Genomic DNA, 18,268 nt, shown 5'->3' on the forward strand with positions numbered 1-18,268 from the left:
AGTCATAGAAAAGCCGAATGCCCCATAGGAGTATGGATTCATTCGGCTCTTCTATTTTACTTAACTTCTGCCATAAAGCTTCTGAAATCTTCGGCGATTTCTTTGGAGTGGGTATGGTGCAGATAATGCTCCCCTTCAAGTTCAATTATTTTTCCATATGCAGAGTTTTTGATTTGCTCTTCATGTCCTTTTTTCCAGCCTTCAACATCTGTATTAACTTTGACTAAGAAGAAGAGTACCGGAAGGTTCTTAGGGAAGCTATAGCTCTCCGCAGCTTTAAAGTTATGCGTGAAGTTCTCCCCTTCATTCAACATATTGGCATTAAACGCATTTTTGAGCGAAATCATTCTTACTTGTTCTTTGATTGTCTCGTCACCGTCCGGTGCAAACACTTGGTCTGGACTTAATTTCATGAGCAATCTGTTGAACCCGGAATCCCGAAGGAACTTATACACGCCTGTTGGAAACTCTTCATCTTCCCCGTTCATTTGCGTTGGAAAACTGCTATCAATCCCTACAAATGCCTTCACTTCATTTCCGTATTTATTCACATATTCCAGTCCGTAGATACCGGCAATGGAGTGCCCCATCAGCGTGTAGCGGTTAATATTTAATTTTTGCAGAGCTTCATGCGTTTCAGCTACGATATTATCAATAGTGCGTTCTTTGTCCGTAACATCACTTAGTCCATAGCCGAATGGCTCTACCACTACCACTTTATAAAAGGGAGCTAACTGATCTATCAGTGGCTTAAAGTCAAGGCCTGGGGCTGCTGTTGCAAAGCCTGGAAGTAGCACGACGGTCTCGTCTCCCTTACCTTGGATCAAGACATTCATGTTCTTTCCATCCACCGACACTTTCTGGCCATAAGGTTCTATCTTCCCCAGCTCGGTTTTGTTACTGACCTTATTGACGACGAACACCCCGACTATAAACAGTACAATTGCCAAGACTAGAACACCTATTGTTTTAAGCAAAAAAGACAGTATTTTCTTCATAAATGAGTTCCTCTCTGGGTGCTTTTTTTTAGATCCCCCGCCTATCTCCCCCTTATTCTAACAAGCCAGGATTAGCTCTTGTAAAACATAAGTTAAACGGAACCTTAACTCTTTGGCAGCGTTCGGGCTGGAGTTAATGTTCTGTTAAACTATATATATTGAACTTAGTTACTAACATAAGGATCGGCGTCGCTACGGTGAAGCTTAGACTTTCGGTCGTTGTTGTCCCCAGATTTCTTCTAATTAACCGCTTGTAGCGGTTGAAATCCGGAACAGTTTATGCTTTCGATGCTAGATTTCCTTCGGAAAGCTTTCAGACGAGCGCTTCGCTCCTACAGTTCCAATCTTCCCCTCCACTCCTTCTCCCCTTTTTGTTTCTTTCTTTTGTTCAAATTATATAGAACGCGGATTAAAATAATCGCGAAATTCCTATGTATCCGCTCAAAGTCAGCATTAACTATATCGGATCAGCACTGATCCTCTCTTAGATGAAGTCCCTGTCACAACCCCACAAAGTCTAGCAGCATTGAAATCAGATGGGTTGGTTTAAATTTGTGGTCTGTAAAAATAGTAATCCAATCCGCCAAACCGAGCAGTACAAAAGCCAGGAACACCAGAATTTCTTTGGTTTGCGTACGCACCCGTATCATGACCCTAAGACACAGCCCTATCGCTACTGCCATAAAAAGAATAAACCAGATCATGACGCGGGCTCCTCCGTTCGCTTATTTCGGATTCTGCGAATCCAGGTGACAAGCAGGAGTAGACAAGGTAGAACCATACTGTACAAAATCGTATATGCAAAATCATATTTTTTACTGAATTCGATATTCTCGACCACGTTATCATAGCCCATAGCGAGGCCGGAAATTAGAAGAATGAGTGCGATAGTTATCCAAAATCTGTTCTTTATCTTGAACAATTGGCATATTCCCAGAACTGAGCAATAATAGGCAATAGAGAGCTTGATAAAAATCGCGACCAGCAAAATCAACGCCATTGTAGATTCCAGATGCTCGAAAAAGGTCCCGATATGTATCTCCTGGACAATAACAAAGAATGGATATGTATCATGGGAAGCGCGAGTTACGCCAAGTACCCCTATAGTAATAAAGGTTGAGAAACTTAGCAGGATCGTCGCGACCGCATACGCCAGGATAAAACTACTCTTCACTTTTTTGCTCTGGACAAATGGAAACAACATGAGAAAGATAACCCCCTCCATAAACGGAAATCCAAAGATAGAGCTAGTCTCCTTCATTGTCTTCCAGACATCCATGCGGAATATTCCCTGAAATCGTCCCCAATCCCACTCAAGTAAGGCCAGGCATAGCACAAAAATAAAGGTGGCCGCCATAATCAGGAACAATAATTCTGACGACCTGGCGATAGTCTCGATCCCTTTAAACACAGCGTAACCGGTAACGAAGAGGAACATCACATGAAATACAGTTAATGGTGTTAACGGCATTAGCGCTTGTTTCATAAAGTCGCCCAGATTCCTGGTGATAAAGGCCGCAAGCTGGATGAAATAGAAGATATACAAAAGCGCAAAGAAACCGCCTATTGGTCTGCCGGCGACCTTAATACAAATTTGTACGATAGACAATCCTGCATGCAGCTTGGATAGATGCAACCAGACCAGTGCGGCAAGAATACCTGCTGTTCCCGCCCATAACGGGACGATCCACGCATCCTGCTTGGCAGCAGCAATTAAGCCACCGGGAGTGAAGAAAAAGGAGGTGCCAATCAGGAAGGAAAGGGTCAGCACAAAGAACTGCCAGACCGTTAGCTTACTCTTTTCCATTCCCTGCCCCTCCTTTATACGGATCAACAATTTCCCCGATATTTTCAATTTTGCTCTTGATCGTTACATGCAGTTTGGTTTGCGCCCAGGCATTCTCTTGTTGTTGCAGCTTCTTCCAGGCATTCCCCCGCTTGTACTTGATCTCTTCCTCCAGACCGAACAAATCCCACTTCTTCTCTATCGCTTGTGCATAGAGCTTCTCCGAAGTCTTCATGAGCTTTAGATCAAATTGATCTGTAATCTTGGATAAGTTGTCCCAAGTCAGCTTCTCGGTCTGCTCATCATTCCGCAGGGCCAGATGGGCTGTGATCTCCACATTCCAGACAGGTGCACCATTCCTAAGTGTCAGCTGCTGTTTCGTTTTTATTTTATGGGCATATAGATCGACTACCCGATCATCCAGTAGGATTGACTCGAAGAAGTTACCTGCTTCGCCCTTCAATAAATTGTAATAACCATTCTCCCAAAGCGAGACTTTCCCGATCATCTGATCCTGCTTGAACACGGCTGCTCCCGTTAGCACTAAATTACTCTGGTTGCCGTTAATGTCATCAAAGCGGTTGGCGGAAAGAATCGGCTTCTCACCTTTCAGACTGACGATGGGGAGCATCGTAAGTGTGGTTGAATCCATATTCTCTACCAGGTCCTTCACCCGCGATTTCAGGCTGATTCGGCCTGTGGCATTGTTTGTATTCGAAACTAGTGACCGCAAAAGCCGTCCGGGCAGCTGTTCCAGCGGCGTAAAGGTCATCATCACATCCGAGAGCGGAGAGTCTGTAACGAACAAATAGAGGCTCGAGCGCCTGTTGAACTGCCGTTCATAATAGTTTAAGAAGGTGCGCAGGCCATCTCTGGCGTACTGCTCGGTAACGATGTGAGACTGATAATGATCGGTAAACAGCTTGCGCGGCAACGTGTCACTGGATAACTGAGCCAGCTCGCCCTTGCTCTTCCCTTGCACTTTGTACGTGTATACAGGAGCCTTACTGCGACCGTTTGATTCCGAAGAGTATGCTCCGGGATTGACAATTTGGTAATATACGATTTGCTCATGGGTTTGTGGATCGATCTCCGATCCCACCAGTCCGGCAACTGCCAATTCATTGATCTCTATTCGATCCCAGCAGCCGGTCAGGCAGCACAGCATGATTCCGGAGACTGCAAGCTTTTGAAAGACAGCATTCATAGCCGCTTCCTGCTTTTTTTCCTTGTTCCGTTCATTCTAGGATAGGCATCCATCCATGGCCGGGGCACACGGACAAGAATATCCTTCCAATCTGACAACACGGTAGGAGCCACCGGCGACAGATATGGAACGTTGAATGATTTTAGGGAAGCAAGGTGTACGACCGTCATCAGCACCCCGCACAACAGACCAAATAATCCCATCGCTCCGGCGAGCATCAGATAGAAAAACTGTAATAACCGCTGTGTAATGCCGAAGCTGTAAGATGGGGATACGAAATTGGAGATCGCTGTGATCGCAACTACAATAACCATTGCAGTCGAGACAAGACCGGCGGTAACTGCCGCTTGTCCCAGTACTAGTGCGCCAACGATCGAGATCGCTTGTCCGGCGATCCGTGGCATTCGCAGACCCGCCTCGCGCAGCACTTCAAAGGTCACCATCATCAGCGCAGCCTCAACAAATGCGGGAAATGGAACCCCCTCCCTCTGCCCTGCAATGCTAATCAGAAGGGAATGAGGAAGCAGCTCCTGTTGAAAGGACACGACGGCTACATACAGAGCCGGTACGAATACAGACAGCATAAACGACAGGAAGCGAACCCAGCGCAGCAGCGTTGCAATATCAGCACTCTGGTAATAGTCTTCCGGGGCAATGAAAAATTGAAAAAAAGTAATCGGTCCGACAAGCGCAATAGGACTTCCATCTACGATCACCCCTACCCCTCCCTCCAGTAGATGCGAAGTCAGGATATCTGGACGCTCCGTACTGAGGATCGTGGAGAATGGTGAATAGGTACGCTCCCGTAACCATTCTTCCACATAGGCACTATCAAGAATACTGTCCGTATGGATGGCGGCGAGACGTTTGCGGAATTCCTCGATGACCGGACCGGAGGCCAGATTATCCAGATAGATCAAGGCCATGTTGGTCTCAGTTTCCGTACCGGCCGTGATCTGCTCGATAACTAAATGCACGTTGCGGACTCGCTTGCGGAGCAGTGACAAATTAACTGTAATGTCCTCCGTAAATCCTACCTGGGGTCCCCGTACCGTGGACTCTGTCATGGGCTCCGCTACGCTGCGTTTACTAGTCTGGGAAACGTTGATCCACAAAACTTCAGGTGCACCGGCAACCACAATCAGGCAAACGCCCTTTAGTAAACTGTTTACACAAAGCGTGAAATCATCGGAAGAGGAAATAGAGCTGAAGGGAATCCGTCCCTTGAGGACACTAATCATTTCATCTGCATGGGTGACATCCTCGAAGCATGCCTTTTCCGATAAAAAAGATAGCAATTCATGCTCAATCTTATCCTTGTCGGTTAAGGTATCCAGAAACAGACAGCTACAAGGAACGTCTGGCGAAATGACTAGTGAGTGAATGATAAGGTCAGGAGGGCTGTGCAGATAATCCCTGATTTGATTCACAAAAGACAGAGGGTCATGTTGGTTATATACTGGATTGTGCACAGCAGATGAATCTTGCGCTGGGTTCGAGTCTTGTATCGGCATACCAAAAACTCCTCAATTGTAGACTGGAATCATTGTTCCATTATCTCCGGGCGAGGAGTTGAATATACGTAGAAGAGAAGGCTCATGTTCATTAGACGAAAGGTCAGACGACAGCCGGTATCAGTCCAGTTTTTCCAGCCAAATATCTTTGAAATCGATCCAGCCGAGAGCATTCAGACTGACCCCTCTAATAGTCGGGTGAAGATAAGTACGCAGTTCCCTGTGATGGAGGAAAACAACGGAGGCCTCGTCGCGCAAGTGCTCCTCAATCACTTTCAAGTGTTGACGTCTTACGACCTCGGTATCGGCACTTAAAGCCTCGTCGATCCGGCCGTTAATCCAGTTAAGCAATTCATCATCAAGATAGGACTTAAAGACACTGTCTCCATGCTCATAGGCTTCAATCTCGCACACTTCATCTTCTGGCAAAATAAAACTGTGGATCTTTAAGTCCTCGTCATGGAGTGGTGTAGAGCAGACAGACGCTTCTGCCCAGGAGACAATCTTGAGGTCGATATGAATGCCCCATTGCCCTAGCCGCTCTACAATCCAGCGGGCATCCTCTTCGAAATTCTCATGGGCGGTAAAACGGATAACCGAGCCATCATAATGAGATTCACGCAGCGCAGTCTTAACCCGCTCCGGCAGAAGCGGATCTGCAGAGCGGGACTGGCTCCCTTCCGGTCGGAAGCCGAAGGCCGGCATGGCGCGATCCCCACCCAGTTCCAAGACAAGGTCACTCGTATTTAGAATCATGCGCACCGCCCGGCGAAATGCCTCCGACTGTTGGATACCAGGGCGCCGCAGATTCCAGGTGAGCAGCGTACATCCTCTGCAGAGCTTCTTAAGAAGCTGCCAATTCTCCATGTGTTTCTCCAGAAGAGGGTTCCCGGAATAGCCCTTATGTAGCATCTCAGGCATTTCGACCGCTGAATCCCGACACTCCTCTGGCATAACAACTACATCCACGCCATCCAGATACGGCCTGCCTTCATGGTAGGCAGTGTAAGCAGCCAATTCGATGCAGTGTGACGATTGCGAGACCATTCGAAAAGGCCCAGTGCCGATCGGAAGCTGCCAGAATTCTTCCTCCTCCATCCCACCAAGGTTCGCAGGCAGAATTGACGCGGCGTTGGAACACATGTAACGGTCGAAAATCCGGTTAGGTTGCTTAAGATGAACACGCAGTACCCGTGGTCCGAGCATTTCAATCTGCTGCACGCCGCGCAGCAGCCAACGGTTCTGAGTATCTCCGCGTAAGCGCTCCAGCGAAAAGACCACATCTCTGCTCGTTAATTCATGGCCGTTATGAAAACGCACCCCTTTGCGCAAGTAAAACGTCCATTCCGTCGCTTCTGGATTGGATGTCCAGTAATGAGCGATGCTGGGAGCAATCTTACTGATCCCCTCATCGAACTGAAGCAGGCGGCTGAACAATTGCCGCATTAGATGTGCGTCAATGGAATAGTTCACTTGGGCTGGATCCAATGTCGTAACAGGACGATATACTGGAAATCTCAGCGTGTCACTTGTAGAAATACCATCGCTGGCTTCCTCTTTATGATAGCCGAACTGGCCGTTCAGCCATTCGAGAAATTTTGGCTTGGCCTGAGTGCCTTCCCCGAACGATTGCAGCAACTCGAAGGCTTGCTTGTAGTCCCCCTTCTCTGCCCGGCTTTGGGCCAGTTGCAGCAGAAACCTCTCCTTATCGGCCTTGAATGCGATCCGTGAACGATTACCGCGTCCAAGGCCCGGTAGCCAGTCAATTAGCTCTTCTTCCTCCAGCTTACGCAGGATAAGCTTTGCATTACGAGTCGTACAGAATAAGGCCTCCGAGAGACCTTCCAAGGTGGCCTCAACAGGCATTCCCCCACTGCTATCACCCCCGAAACGTTCGTAAAGTGTTAAATATCGTTCGGCCATGATCACCTTTTGCGACCTCCTTCCGATGCTTTTCCCTAAAAGGGGAAATCGTTAGAGGCAATTATACGCTTTTTGTCCCCTTTTGAAAAGCACATAATTAGCCTTAACAAAAGAGAGAAAGTGGGGAGAACATCATGCTGGAACATCCATATATCATAGAAAAACTAAGAGGATATCAGGAGCGGAAATCCAAGGTCGGGCTCATCGGGGTGATTCAAGAGTGCATTGGGAGATTACTGTATAGTGAAGCAGCGTTTACACAAGTGAAGCGTATGCCGGGCGGGGATTATGAAGTTCAAGATCGGTAAATGTTGTTAGTGCTAGTTATTGCCGTATCTTGCAAAATAGTATCCAGGCCCCAGAGAGATGCCTATAACCCTGCCATCTTCATCTAACAAAATTCTCGCCGGAAACCTCCCAAGCATGAGCTTATCGTGCTGCTGAAGGCTTATCCTCAGCTTAGGAATAACAAGTCCCTTTATCCCTTTTAATTTACCGAATAATTGCTGGTTGTCGCTCCAGATCTGCAATTTCCCCAGGCGGGAAGAGGTATAATCCCCTTCCAGCCTGGACCCAATTACCGCAGCATTAAATGCACCTTCGTCAGCAAGTGGCAAGTCAAATAAAGGCCGATTCATCGTAGCATTGATTCCGCTTAGCGTTACATCCCAGACGGGGGCTCGGGTCGTATTCGCCAGCGCAATGGCAGCGACTTTGGCTTCAACGGCAATATAGAGATCGCTGGACATCCCTTTTTGGCCTCCAGCATGCCCGACAAGTGTCTGTCCGTTCTTCCAATTCTGTACACTGAGGCCAAGCCTTCCGCTGATCATCTTCTGGATAGACTCTTTTCGGACGAGACGAGTGCCCCTAGCCACACCCTCTTGGTAAAATAATTCAGCAAAAACGAGCATATCCGCAGCGGAGGATAACAAGTGCCCATGACCGTAAACCGGCCCGCTGTGAATCCAGGATTGAGCCGGGCGGCTCTGCAAGCTTTTACGCCAAGGGCTGCTCCAATTCCGTACAGAATAAGAATGATAAATAGCGGTAAGTTCTGGCGCAACTGGCCGTGAGGACTGGCCAAATAAAGTATTCTCCATGCCAAGAGGACCTATGATTCTTGTAGTCACATATTCAATATAACTCTGCCCACTGGACCGGCTAACGATTTCGTCCAGAAACATGTATCCCTCATTGGAATACGAATAATTGATTCCGGGCGGGCCGAACCCTTCCTTTGTGGTAGCATTGAACAACTCAATAAATTGCTCCATCGTCGCTACTTCCGTCACCCGGTGAGGATGAAACGGCAGCCGCTCCGATTTTCTATAAGGCTTATCTTCTCGAAGACTCGGAACCATCATGCGGTAATAGAGTGTCAGATCTGGAAGTCCGGCGGTATGATTCAGCAAATGCCTAATTCTGATGTGATTTCTGTATTGCGGCGGCAGATGCAGTTCAGGCAGCCACTTCATAACCTCGTCTTCGATCGATAGTTTACCAGATTCCTGGAGCATCATTATGGCGAGCGCAGTAAATGTCTTCGTGATGGAAGCCAGACCAAAGGTCGTATGGGCAGTCACCGGAAGTTGTTGTTCCAGATCCCTCCATCCGTAGCCTCCACACATCAGAGTCTGTCCGTCTCTTGACAGTCCGGCTGCCAGACCGGGGATGTCATTCTTTTTTAGCATCGCGATGGTATTACGCTCCCACTCCTGCAACATGATATTTCATCCTCTCTATCGTGGAAGATTGAAGACCTTTCAGTACAAATTGTATATACCCCTTGATAACGGTTACACGTGAATTATGCTACCATTTTCTTACTGTGGCAACAAGCACGCATACGAAAATAATAAAAATCCAGCCGCAGCAAACCTTGGTGTTTCGTTGACTACGGTAATTTTACTAGGTTCCACCGATTGATGGCCGAAAAAAACTTCCGAGACTCAAATGTTCTTGAGCTTCGGAAGCCAATCCGGCTGCGCCGTAATTAAGACTTGCCTTTGTTGTTGTTTGCCAGCTGTATGATCATGATGACAAGAACGAGCAATGCAATGAGCTGATCGATACTCATCTGCGTCCGCCTCCATTCCTTCACAAAGGATGGCTCCTCGGACGTGCATCTCCTCTCCCAAAGAGACATTGCTTCGTTCCCCTTTTACAGATTATGAGACGCCATGCCGGCTTATTACTTTGGATACTGGTGTTTTAATCGTTGGCATTGCCTCTATCCATAATTGAAGATATATTTAGAAAATACATAACGGTGGCTTGGGAACTGGCCGGGTAACATACTGAAAAGGAGATTGGGCATTTGAACTTGCTGCACAAGGAAATAGACGAAGGTTCTGGCGGTAACTACGAGATATTAGTTTACGACACAGCAGAACTCTATGGAGAAAAAGGTGCTTTTCGGGTGCTGGAATTCTCAAACGAGGCGATTCAGGGAGCGATGGATTTGAACCGTCCGGATCGGGTGCTCTTTGAATATCCGAGAGCGATCATCCACTTGATGGAGCATAACACTCCGGAGTTTGAAGCTGCATTTCTAATCGGTCATGGGATTGGGACAATACCCAGTTATTTTGCAGATCGCAGAATGAAAGTGGCCGAATATAATAAACAGGTGCTGGAGATCAGCAGACGGTGGTTCGGGTATGACAGAGACAATGTCGTCGTGGGAGATGGACGTTCTGTGCTCGACAGTGAATCGTCGCAGGCTTATGATTACATAATCGTCGATGCCTTCACAGACAAAGGTACGCCCTTCCACCTGACCTCAGAGGAATTTTTCACACTGGCTGCTGAGAAACTGGATGAACGCGGCGCCGTCATTCTCAATCTGATGGGCAGAGGCGAACAGGACCGAATGATTAACGCTATTCATACTACACTGGGCCGTACATTTGCTTATACAAGAGCTTTTGCACTTCCTTCTGATAATGCTAGTGATGTGCTAAACATTGTGATGATCGGCAGCCATAATTCGATTGGATTTGTGTCCCGCAAAATGGCAGGATTCACAGAGATTTTCCCTGAGCCGGGGCATGTTATATGGGATAGTGTGCCTGTAACTTGAATAATTCGCTTCAGAATCCAACCATCGTCTGTTTAGAATAAACCTCATAGAAAAAGCGCCGGCTCACGATGTTATCATGAAACCGGCGCTTTTCTATTGATCCCATGTACACATTCAAATGGAGGCACTGTTAGAACCCCCTTTGACTGATAAAATGGAGCTGCTTGCTATTCAGGAAGCGCCTGCCCATTGCGACGAGCGGTTCGCTCTATACCATCAGCAGTTACTTTGTACAGTTGATGAGGCAGATCGTGTCCCATGCCGTCAATCAGCATTAGCTCGGCGTCAGAGATGGCAGCAGCCGTATCCTCGCCACACGCAGGGACAAATAGAGGATCGTCCACTCCATGAATGACAAGTGTCGGTACTTTTATAGTTGCCAGCCGCGGACGACGGTCACCGGAGACAGCAATCGCAGCAATTTGTCGTCCGACACTGCCTGGATCGTAGGCTCGCCGGACTTCCTCCAAAATAAGCGCCCGATAAGCATCCTCTTCAAACGGATAGCCGGTGCCGGCGATGCGCTTGGCAAAAGAGAGACTGTGCGCCAAAAATCCTGCTTCATCCTCAAACGGATTTGGTGCCGGTTTAGTCATCAATGCCATGACTTCTTGGGAAGCTTGCGGTAGAGCGGGATTACCCGAACTAGACATAATAGAAGTGAGTGATAACACCCGTTCAGGGTAATCACTAGCTACTATCTGGGCGATCATTCCGCCCATCGATCTGCCCACAATATGTGCCCGGTCAATTGAAAGCGCGTCGAGCAGTCCGATAACGTCTTTGGACATGTCATCCAGAGTGTATGGGATGTCAGGTCGCATTCCCGACATAAGAGAAGTCGCCAGTGCTTCAAAATCCAGCGCCTTATAATGGCTAAAATGTGTTGAGCAGCCTACGTCGCGATTGTCAAAGCTGATGACGCGAAAGCCCCGTGCTGCCAGTATCTCACAAAACGGAATTGTCCATCGGATCATCTGGGTTCCAAGCCCGGCGATTAGAATAATAGCCTCGTCATTTTCGTTACCGAAACTATCATAGGCCAACTCAACACCGTTAACTTTTATAATGTTCATGATTATGTTCTCCTTCAATTAATTTGGTATTAGAAGTACTGTTCCCTTCGGGGAATGCATTAGCAGCTAATTTTTTGACATGGTTTCTGATATCAGGTGCCCAATCATCAATGAAGTGGTTAAAACGATCCAAATCACCAGCATACAATGCCCGCAGAGCCTCTTCGTATTGATGGAAGTTTCCAGCCATAGCTGTCATAAAGTTATATGTTGCTTCTTGTGACTCTCGGATATTACTTTGTTTTTCTCCAGCACGTCGAGCCTCATCAATGAGTTTTCGTAAGGTTACCGACGCCCCTCCAGGTTGACTCTTGAGCCATTCCCATTGCCGTGGCAATAACGTAACCTCTCCGGATACAACCCCCAGCTTAGGTCGACCAACCCGCCGTGTAGGCTGCTGATCCACTTCCGTACTGGGTAAGTCACCGAACTGTACTCCCAATCGTTTGAGCACTTCATCTGTTTTCCCACGAAAATCAACATCTATTGGCTTCCCCGTGGAATCGTCAAATATAAGCAGCTCTGTGAGGTCTTTGTCATCCAGAGCATCCTTCACTGTAGAAACAACGTGCTGTAACGAACCACTGGCAACAACTCCGACACCCAAAAATGCCGTGCAGTAAAAGTGCGTTATGGAATTACTCATGCTGACCTCCTCTCTGATTGCCTAATTATACCCGGGTAAAAATATAAAATCAATATTACCCGGGTAAAACATATTTCGTCGCTCCTTATGAAGGTAATATATGCAAAAAACGCGGCCTAAGAGGACCGCGCTGTTGAGGGCTATGGTTTGTTTTATGTTGCAGATGCGTTGTTTGTCACAATACTGCCCGTTTGCCTAATGGGACGTTACCAGTTTTATACCTTTTTAATGCTGTTGCACTGATACATGTGAAATAAGATGCTGTATGTGATTAAAAGCAGTAAACTTAACAGCTGAAATGGTCAACCTCCCCAACTAAGAGCAATTTTGTACCTTATATTTCTTTAATATAAGCAAATGAGGGAATTAAGGGCAATATTGTATCCTATTTTTCTAAAAAGCGCGCTGGAAGGGGGATTCTGGAAGATTTAAGGTACAATTTTGCACTTAATCTCCACTAACCCTTAGCTTCAGAGAATTTAAGGTACAAAAATGCTGTTAATTACACTTCGATCTCTATACAAGTTCTCTTTTTTCTTGGCTATATTTGTTTTTTAATGCGTTCTGTATAGTTGTTTATGGGGCAAGTATGAAAGCAGTTGAACGCCGGTAGAGCCACACAATGAGTGGCAGATGCATATGCAGCTTAATTATTTCAAACGTTGCTTCCACGTAGGGAGCGACGGAGTCAGGCGCAGCAAATGCGCAAATCCTGACGATTTCAACCCAGGCTCCTACATGCGGAGCGACCTGATTGCCCGATTTGTCATACGCAGATACCGCATTTCAATCCTCGCTCCTACGTAGGAAGCGACTAGCGTCAAGACAGCTGAGGCCATTGGTTATGAATTTCAATCCACGCTCCCGCGTAGGGAGCGACTGACTTTATCCTGAGCCGCCCGCAGGCTGCCCTCCAATTTCAATCCACGCTCCCGCGTAGGGAGCGACAATTATTATCTTTTTAGGGGGTGCGTAATTTGGGATTTCAATCCACGCTCCCGCGTAGGGAGCGACGCTGATCCGGATCAAGAACGTTAAACGTCACCTATTTCAATCCACGCTCCCGCGTAGGGAGCGACACGATAGCAGAAGACGGGACGATAACGTTACAAGGATTTCAATCCACGCTCCCGCGTAGGGAGCGACGCTCCACTACTGCCATTTTACCCGCCCCCCAAAATTTCAATCCACGCTCCCGCGTAGGGAGCGACAGCGAATAAACACTTAAATGGAGCATAATCTCTTTTTAAACATCTCTAAAATTACTTTAATACGCAAAACTCATAACGTCAATTAGTTGAAAGAGAATGTTTTATACATAAAATGTAATATTTCCGGTGCGAATCCCCCAGGGATTTCATGTGAGCTTGGGGTTCGCACTGCATCATCGAGTCTTCCCCCTTTTAAATGAACTCTAATAAAAATACTAAAAAAGACCGGAGGCATCCCTCCGATCTCTTGTCACCCCCCATGCGGGAGCGTAATCTAATACTATTGTAACGCTATTATTTTGTCCGCTTCTTAGCCGCGTCGATTTTGGAAGGGTCCAGGCCTTTCCAAATATTCGGGATATCTACCTGATCCGGATGATCAAAGACCAGAAATGCGGTCGGCAGATAACGTTCGCCATACTGCGAAGAAGGCTTGTTGATAATCTCGTTGTCCTTGACGAGAACCGTCGAAGACCCGCCGTCCAGATTCGCTGCGATTACGGCACCGTGCTTGAGCATGATTTGCTGTACATCGTAAAGGTTCGCGCCAATGCTGTAGCTTGGCTGTCTGCCGTCAATCACCACGAAGATGATAGCACCGTCCTCCCGTTGACCCATAGCTGTGCGTGGTGCAATCCCCCAGCCATCGGCTGCGTTCTTGACCAGTCCCTTGCCGTTGACGATGATACGCGGCTGAAACGATACGGCCTCCTGAACTCCCATTTTACTGAGTTCATCCAACGTGTAATTCCCCGCGATCATCTTGCCTTGCTTATCGAGGCCCACAATCTGCGTTGATTTTTTCCCGCCAAGCCCGTTGTAATAGAGCTTTCCTTGGGAGATGACGATGCCGATCGGCTTGAAGCCATTACCGCTCCAGTTAGGATCGGCGAATCCTCCCCCATTTACCCCGGCGATCGCCCCGAGTCGTTTCACCATACTGGTGACCTTTTCCCCGGAGCCCACTTTGTTCGGAATACCTAGCCGGATCTTTGTCGGATCATTGACGATCATGACATACCCGGAGTAGCCGGTACCAGAGACAGGCTCGATCTCCACCAGCTGCTTCTCTTTTACTTCCGGTGGAGGTGTATGAATGGTATGGGTATCCTTCTCATCCCCCATATTATCGAAGCGTTTGGTGTACTCGGCTACACGTGCCTTCAACTCTTCCTCACCAATAATATATTGGGCCCACTGCCGATGTTGGGTGGTGATCAGCGTATCCGCGATCGTATAGCGTAGATTTTTGGCCGACGGTGCAAAATACAGCCAGCCTCCTCCGGCAAGGAGCAGAATTAACAAGAACAGCAATACCCTGGACAGTCTACGAAAAAAGCTCTTTTTCTTGCGCTTCTTGACCGGCTTCTTCTTGCGCATAGTCGAGCGCTCTGGTAATGATGATGAATTCACTCTTTTCTTTCCTCCCTGATTCTTGCCACGAATAAAAAGAATACATAACGTATCTGTTAATCATAGACGAAAATGAGAGAGTAAAGGTTTCAATTTCTTCAATTTTTAGAGCCCGTTCGACTTCATCTAACAACCTATAAAACTTTATTTGCCGGAAAATGTTGGAGGATCGGTGTGAAGTGCCTCATCAGGCTGAGTATGCCGCCATGCTGTAAAGACGACCTGGAACCCTGCACGCGTAGGTGCACACAGGAAGGGTCCAGCCTGCTTGCCTGTCAAATGCGGGAAGCGAGCGACGCGGATCGTTCGCCACGGATGGTGCTCCGTCCGGGCGCGAATGATCACCGCATCATTGGACCGGGAAGCACGAATGGTGACGGTCTCCCCTGCCCATTCTGCTACCGGAGACAGTGACCAATCGGAGTAGTCGTCGGTAACGACAGCCCCGATGTGCGGAACCCCGTCATTAAGCTCTATGCCTGCTTTAATCCACTGTGTCTTACTATGCCAGAGCATTAGGCCGGCCTGATCGTACAGCTCGGTGAAGCTGTCTAGCCGGAAGGTCACCTCGACACCCTGATCGTCCTCCCAGGGAGCCAGAAGGGCATGGCCATTATCATGCTGGAATTCATAAAGTGTTTTCTCCCAATAATCACTGCCTTCCACAGCCTCAACATTGAGAGTGTCCCCTTCTGTGTTTACCGATTTTGGTGGAACCGTCCAGGTTCCGCTGCTCCATGGAATATTGTGTACATTCATCATACATCCACCTCTCTAAGGATCTGCTCTAATGCCGCCCTACGCCGCCACCGCTACTTGCACCACCACCGCCGGAAGAACCTCCTCCAGAGCTGTTTTGTCTACCTGATCCGCCGCCACTGCTGGAACCCCCACCGCCGCTATTTCCCGAAGAACTACCTCCTGAGGAATGACGCCCAGCGCCACCACCACTGGATGAACCGCCACCTCCCCAATTGCTGCCCCCGGAGGAACGACGTCCGCTGGAAGAGGAGGAACGATGATGACGATAGTCATCCCTATCCCAATGGCTATATCGACGTTTATTGCGACGGCTGTAGGGATTGTATCGCACACCATACTTCGAGAGATTCCGGCTTCGCCGCCAGGAAGAAAAGATGAAAAGTCCTATGATTCCCAAAAAGACCTTAAACATGCCGGAAGTCACTCCAGAATTTCCGGATTTCTCACTGGTACCGTCAGCTTGGGTAGCAGATGCCGGAGTTGCTCCCTTATCACCTACTACCGTATTTGGCGCGGCCTCCGCTCTAGACAGGAAGAAATTATAGAAAGCGTTCGCTGTTGCTGTGGCTCCACCCGCATAATCCTTTTTGGCAAAGGAAGGCTCCAGTGCGCTATTCAAAATGCCTTTGATGACTTCATTGGTGAGCACTTGATCCACATCTTTACCCTGCAGCACGTGGTAGTTATCTCCCCCAATGTCCAGTACGAGCATCGTATCCTTCGATCCCGCTCCTACAGATGCGAACTTCATATACGTGTAATCCTGCAAGGTCTTGCCGCCTGTGTTCTTGACTGTGACGACATAAATCCCGTTCCCGGTAGTGTCCTTATACCTGTTGCTGGACTGATTGAGATAATCCTTCGTGACTTGCTTGAACACCCCGGCATTGTCCGAAACATAGGTTTTGTTGCCTACATTTTCAGTCCAAGTACCACCCAGAGCTTGAATGAAAGACCCGTATGTTTTATAGACACCGTTGCTATAATTCTTGGCTGCAAAATCAGGCTCCAGCTGCCGGGACAGGATCTCCGAAATCTTGCTATCCGGGAGCGTATTCACAATCCCTTTTCCCTGCACCGCCCAGTAATCATCATCCTTGATGGAAAGGAGCAGCAGCACCCCATTGTTCTTCTCCTTGGAGCCGATACCCCATTTGTTGAACAGGGATGTAGCATACTCCTTGATCGGCATCCCGTTGGTAGAATCAACGGTCACCACCACGACCTGCGCTTCATTTTTCCTATGTAGCTTAATTCCGTAATTCACCATATAATTCTCGGTCTTGTCATTCAACACGTTGGCAAAATCATTCACGTAAAATGCTCCAGTATGCTCTGGCAATGTGCTCTTGGCGAAGCTCAGAACGGGAAATAGCATCGTAAGTATAATGGCAATCCAAGCGATTTTTAGTGATTTATGTTTCATATGTGCACCCCCTGTATGTTTCTATTCTCTTTATCGGATACGGTGAGCTCCGGGAATAGTTTCGCCTGATTAGCGAAGCTTACATTTAGAAATTCTACAAAGGTTTCCAGCTATCCTTTATTGGGGATGCACTTCACTTCCTACTCTATAGTGGCATCACCAAAGAAACGGCAGGCACCCTGCTCGTAGGATGCCTGCCGTTCCCTAATAATTAATGAATTATATCTGAAAAAGAATTACTCTCCGTAGTTGAACAGTGGTGTAGACAGATAACGTTCCCCGGTATCCGGCAAAATCGTTACGATCGTTTTCCCCTTAAACTCCGGACGTTTGGACAACTCTGCCGCCGCGTACACCGCCGCGCCAGAGGAGATGCCAACGAGCAGTCCTTCTGTTCTGGCCAGCGCTCTTGCGGTGGCAAAGGCATCATCGCTTTTCACCTGAAGGATTTCATCTACAAACTCTGGACGATAGTTATCCGGGATGAAGTTGGCACCGATCCCTTGAATGCGATGACCGCCTGGAGCGCCACCGGAAAGAACCGGAGAATCATACGGCTCAAGAGCAACGATATGTACGTCTGGATTACGTTCCTTCAATAACTGGCCTACACCAGAGACCGTTCCGCCGGTACCGACACCGGCAATAAAAACATCCACCTGTCCATCGGTGTCCCGCCAAATTTCTTCAGCTGTTGTCGTCCGGTGAATCTGCCGGTTTGCCGGATTACTGAACTGCTGCGGAATGAACGCGCCAGGCGTACTTTCGGCTAACTGCTCTGCTCTTCTGACAGCACCGCTCATACCCTCCGCACCTGAGGTCAGCACGATCTCGGCGCCAAGGGCCAGCATGAGCTTGCGGCGTTCAACACTGAATGTCTCGGGAAGCACAATAATTAGTCTGTACCCCAGACTGGAGGCCGCAAAGGCCAGCCCGATCCCTGTATTTCCGCTCGTAGGCTCAATGATGACGGAATCCTTGTTAATGTAGCCTTTTTCCTCGGCATCCTTGATCATGGCATAACCGGTTCGATCCTTCACGCTGCCCGCAGGATTAAAGTATTCAAGCTTGGCCAAGATTCTTGCCTCTAAATTCTGACTGGCACTGTATCTGGAGATCTCAAGCAGCGGGGTGTTCCCGATAAGCTCGGTTAAGCTTTGATAGATATTACTCATATTCCCACTCCTATTATCAATTTTTCCCATCTGTTTACTATGTATT

15 protein-coding genes and 1 CRISPR repeat array are annotated in these 18,268 nt (G+C 48.0%); of the genes, 2 read left to right on the forward strand and 13 right to left on the reverse strand.

Going from position 1 to position 18,268, the window contains the following annotated elements; translation table 11 throughout:
* Window positions 1-56: 56 nt before the first annotated feature.
* From HPT30_RS09015 to HPT30_RS09040, 6 genes are all read right to left on the reverse strand, one after another.
* On the reverse strand, window positions 57-998 hold the full coding sequence (locus HPT30_RS09015) for an alpha/beta hydrolase (RefSeq protein WP_175371069.1): 942 nt from the start codon (window positions 996-998) through the stop codon (window positions 57-59).
* Window positions 999-1,498: 500 nt separating this feature from the next.
* Window positions 1,499-1,702 carry a hypothetical protein gene (locus tag HPT30_RS09020; protein ID WP_175371070.1) on the reverse strand — a complete coding sequence of 68 codons (204 nt, stop codon included), beginning with the start codon at window positions 1,700-1,702 and terminating at the stop codon, window positions 1,499-1,501.
* On the reverse strand, window positions 1,699-2,805 hold the full coding sequence (locus tag HPT30_RS09025) for a GerAB/ArcD/ProY family transporter (RefSeq protein ID WP_175371071.1): 1,107 nt from the start codon (window positions 2,803-2,805) through the stop codon (window positions 1,699-1,701). The genes HPT30_RS09020 and HPT30_RS09025 overlap by 4 nt, the downstream gene beginning before the upstream one ends.
* A complete protein-coding gene (locus HPT30_RS09030; protein ID WP_175371072.1) occupies window positions 2,792-3,991 on the reverse strand; it encodes a Ger(x)C family spore germination protein in 1,200 nt (399 codons plus the stop codon). Before HPT30_RS09030 ends, HPT30_RS09025 begins: the two co-directional genes overlap by 14 nt.
* Entirely contained in the window at window positions 3,988-5,505 is a 1,518-nt protein-coding gene (locus tag HPT30_RS09035; protein ID WP_175371073.1) for a spore germination protein, read from the reverse strand. Before HPT30_RS09035 ends, HPT30_RS09030 begins: the two co-directional genes overlap by 4 nt.
* Window positions 5,506-5,625: 120 nt before the next feature.
* Window positions 5,626-7,428 (reverse strand): SgrR family transcriptional regulator, encoded by a 1,803-nt coding sequence (locus tag HPT30_RS09040; RefSeq protein WP_246317000.1) that lies wholly within the window; start codon window positions 7,426-7,428, stop codon window positions 5,626-5,628.
* Window positions 7,429-7,562: 134 nt separating this feature from the next.
* Between HPT30_RS09040 and HPT30_RS09045 the strand changes: the two genes are divergently transcribed.
* Window positions 7,563-7,736: a hypothetical protein gene (locus HPT30_RS09045; protein ID WP_175371075.1), complete on the forward strand. Its 174-nt coding sequence runs from the start codon at window positions 7,563-7,565 to the stop codon at window positions 7,734-7,736.
* 12 nt (window positions 7,737-7,748) lie between these two features.
* Here HPT30_RS09045 and HPT30_RS09050 read toward each other — a convergent pair whose 3' ends face one another.
* Window positions 7,749-9,155 carry a serine hydrolase domain-containing protein gene (locus HPT30_RS09050; protein ID WP_175371076.1) on the reverse strand — a complete coding sequence of 469 codons (1,407 nt, stop codon included), beginning with the start codon at window positions 9,153-9,155 and terminating at the stop codon, window positions 7,749-7,751.
* A 593-nt stretch (window positions 9,156-9,748) separates the two neighbouring features.
* Here HPT30_RS09050 and HPT30_RS09055 point away from each other — a divergent pair.
* Window positions 9,749-10,513: a spermidine synthase gene (locus HPT30_RS09055; RefSeq protein WP_175371077.1), complete on the forward strand. Its 765-nt coding sequence runs from the start codon at window positions 9,749-9,751 to the stop codon at window positions 10,511-10,513.
* A 167-nt stretch (window positions 10,514-10,680) separates the two neighbouring features.
* Here the strand turns inward: HPT30_RS09055 and HPT30_RS09060 are convergent, their stop codons facing one another.
* From HPT30_RS09060 to cysK, 6 genes are all read right to left on the reverse strand, one after another.
* Window positions 10,681-11,589: an alpha/beta fold hydrolase gene (locus tag HPT30_RS09060; protein WP_175371078.1), complete on the reverse strand. Its 909-nt coding sequence runs from the start codon at window positions 11,587-11,589 to the stop codon at window positions 10,681-10,683.
* Window positions 11,570-12,235 carry a DUF2239 family protein gene (locus tag HPT30_RS09065; RefSeq protein WP_175371079.1) on the reverse strand — a complete coding sequence of 222 codons (666 nt, stop codon included), beginning with the start codon at window positions 12,233-12,235 and terminating at the stop codon, window positions 11,570-11,572. Before HPT30_RS09065 ends, HPT30_RS09060 begins: the two co-directional genes overlap by 20 nt.
* A 783-nt stretch (window positions 12,236-13,018) precedes the next feature.
* Window positions 13,019-13,446: a CRISPR direct-repeat array (repeat unit 32 nt; unit sequence ATTTCAATCCACGCTCCCGCGTAGGGAGCGAC).
* A 294-nt stretch (window positions 13,447-13,740) separates the two neighbouring features.
* Window positions 13,741-14,859, reverse strand: coding sequence for a phosphodiester glycosidase family protein (locus tag HPT30_RS09070; protein WP_376767008.1), 1,119 nt, complete (start codon window positions 14,857-14,859; stop codon window positions 13,741-13,743).
* 144 nt (window positions 14,860-15,003) lie between these two features.
* A complete protein-coding gene (locus tag HPT30_RS09075) occupies window positions 15,004-15,618 on the reverse strand; it encodes a DUF1349 domain-containing protein (RefSeq protein ID WP_175371109.1) in 615 nt (204 codons plus the stop codon).
* 28 nt (window positions 15,619-15,646) lie between these two features.
* Window positions 15,647-17,047, reverse strand: a complete 1,401-nt coding sequence (locus HPT30_RS09080; protein ID WP_175371080.1) for a TPM domain-containing protein — start codon at window positions 17,045-17,047, stop codon at window positions 15,647-15,649.
* A 236-nt stretch (window positions 17,048-17,283) separates the two neighbouring features.
* Window positions 17,284-18,222 (reverse strand): cysteine synthase A, encoded by a 939-nt coding sequence (gene cysK, locus HPT30_RS09085; RefSeq protein ID WP_175371081.1) that lies wholly within the window; start codon window positions 18,220-18,222, stop codon window positions 17,284-17,286.
* Window positions 18,223-18,268: the final 46 nt, after the last annotated feature.

The organism is Paenibacillus agri, assembly GCF_013359945.1.
In the GTDB taxonomy this organism is placed as follows: domain Bacteria; phylum Bacillota; class Bacilli; order Paenibacillales; family Paenibacillaceae; genus Paenibacillus_AQ; species Paenibacillus_AQ agri.